This is a genomic window from Suilimivivens sp. (genome assembly GCF_037359455.1).
Classification (GTDB): domain Bacteria; phylum Bacillota; class Clostridia; order Lachnospirales; family Lachnospiraceae; genus Suilimivivens; species Suilimivivens aceti.
This window is the reverse complement of the sequence record NZ_JAXXXI010000021.1, coordinates 1-2361: the sequence shown is the minus strand read 5'-3', so window position 1 is coordinate 2361 and position 2361 is coordinate 1. Positions and strand designations below refer to the sequence as shown.

At 47.6% G+C, this 2361-nt stretch carries 2 protein-coding genes and 1 tRNA gene; all 3 read left to right on the top strand.

Annotated elements, in window-relative coordinates; genetic code table 11:
- Window positions 1-3: 3 nt before the first annotated feature.
- Window positions 4-74 (top strand) — tRNA-Gly (locus WJQ40_RS02805).
- Between the two features lie 109 nt (window positions 75-183).
- Window positions 184-1053 carry a VanW family protein gene (locus WJQ40_RS02800; RefSeq protein ID WP_337537818.1) on the top strand — a complete coding sequence of 290 codons (870 nt, stop codon included), beginning with the start codon at window positions 184-186 and terminating at the stop codon, window positions 1051-1053.
- A gap of 30 nt (window positions 1054-1083) precedes the next feature.
- A complete protein-coding gene (locus WJQ40_RS02795; protein WP_337537817.1) occupies window positions 1084-2211 on the top strand; it encodes an SGNH/GDSL hydrolase family protein in 1128 nt (375 codons plus the stop codon).
- Window positions 2212-2361: the final 150 nt, after the last annotated feature.

Genomic DNA, 2361 nt, shown 5'->3' with positions numbered 1-2361 from the left:
TATGCGGGTGTAGTTCAATGGTAGAACACCAGCCTTCCAAGCTGGATACGTGGGTTCGATTCCCATCACCCGCTCTTTGCATGCACTTTTTTATCCTGATACCCATATACATCCAGCAGGTATTCATGGCGCTCCCGGCGCATTTGTTTACTCTGCACCATCCAAAAGAAAGGAAGCATTCCTATGAAACATAATTTACGTGTTACCCTGCCTGTCCTGACAGGCGCTGCAGTTCTTTCTCTGTCAGCCGCTCCTCTGCTTCCGGTAAACGCAGCGCCTGCTGCGCAGACAATATCTGCCGGTGCGGTTTCTCAGATTACAGACTATTCCGCTGTGTTTGACACTGATTATTACTATCAGACCTATCCGGATCTGCAGGCATCCATTGGCAATGATCCTGCTGCCCTGCTTTCTCATTTCATCAAAACCGGGATGGCAGAAGGACGGAACGGCAATGCCCAATTCAATCTGAAGGCTTATATGTGCCAGAACCCTGATCTGATGGCCGTTTACGGTACAGATCTTCCCTCTTATTACCGTCATTACATCACAAATGGCAAAGCAGAAAACAGAAAGGCTGTTTTTGATGCCGGTAAAGGCTTAGCAGAAGGTGTTCTTGGAAGCTATACCACAACCTTTGATACCACAGAGGCCCGCGCCACCAATGTGATCCTGTCCGCTTCCCGTATTAATGGACTTGTGATCCCTGCAGGCGGACGTTTCTCCTACAGCACTTCCGTAGGTACCAGAACCACTGCAAACGGTTATGTGGAAGCGCCTTCCTTTGCCAGCGGCAGAGTGGTTACCAGTGTAGGCGGAGGTATCTGTCAGGTATCCTCTACTCTGTATGCAGCCATGGTAGTTGCTGATATCCCGGCTGCTTCCCATTATCTGCATTCCCTTCCCGTTGACTATGTTCCAAGAGGACTGGATGCTGCGATCGTAGAGGGCTACAAGGATCTGTCCTTTGTCAATCCTTACAGCTATCCCATTATGCTGCAGACTTCTTCAGACAACGGAGTTCTGACTGTAAGCATTGTGAAGGCTGGCTGAATTTTTGATTATTAAATAGGAGGTATACCGGTGAAAAAAAATGAGAATCTGAAAAGCCTTTCTTTGAATGAAATAGAATATTATAAGGTACACGGAAGAAATATTTCCGGTCAGTGTCCTCTTCCCCTGTTTTTTAACGGAAGCGGTATTGAGGTCAATGTAACCGGTTCTGAACTATGGATCGATCTAGAGGTAGACTGTGATTTCCACGAGCCCTGGATCTATACAGCACTGAATAATTCCTTTATGAGCCGACAGATGCTTCTGCCCGGTTCCTATTCCATCTGTCTGTTCCGCAATATGAGTCCGGACAGTGTCAAAAACATGAAATTCATGCGTGAGCTGCAGTCCATGACAGAAGACGATGACTGCCACATCCTTGTAAAAGGCTTTCAGACAGATGGCTTTTTCCTTCCAACCTCTGAAAAGCGTTATAAAATAGAATTTATCGGAGACAGCATCACCTCCGGTGAAGGTACCTATGGTGCCAAAGAGGATACGGACTGGCTTGCCATGTATATGAGCAGCAGCCGAAATTATGCCGTTATGACTGCTAATGCCCTGAATGCTGACTATCATCTCTTTTCCCAAGGTGGCTGGGGAGTTTACTGCGGCTGGGACAATGATACAAGGCACAATATCCCTTCCCGCTATGAAGCCCTGTGTGGTCTTTGCGGTGGAGAATTCAACGAATCCCTCGGTGTATCCAAACCCTACGATTTCCGCAGCTGGGTGCCGGACGCTATTGTGGTAAATCTTGGTACCAATGATGCCTCTGCTTTTGAACAGCCTCCTTTCACCATTCCTGAAACCGGTGAAGTCTGCAAGCAGCGCAAGAATCCAGACGGTACCTATAACAGGGAAGACCTTCTGAAGTTTGAACAGGCTGTCATTGATTTTCTGAAGATGCTCAGAAAGCACAATGAATCTTCGCATATCGTATGGGCTTACGGCATGCTTGGTTATGATCTGACTCTTGCTATCACAGAAGCCATGAATACCTACCGCAATGAAACCAGCGATTCCAATGTTGCTTTCCTGCAGCTTCCCGATTCCACACCGGACAACCTCGGTGCACATGCACATCCGGGACCTGCCTCCCATGAACGGGCTGCAGCAATCCTGACCGAATATTTTAAAAAGAAATGGGAAGTCTGATGACTTCCCATTTCTTTTCTTCTCGTTTTTTCAACCTCTGCGGGGCACCTCAGCTTCTTTTCCTTCCCCATGCCCCGTTCGAAGCTCTTCTTTCTCTTTTCTTCTCAATTTTTCACTCTCTGCGGGGCATCTCAGCTTCTTTTCCTTCCC

Excerpts from the sequence above, each read along its gene's own strand:
- WJQ40_RS02800 (WP_337537818.1), top strand. The coding sequence starts at position 184 with ATGAAACATAATTTACGTGTTACCCTGCCTGTCCTGACAGGCGCTGCA.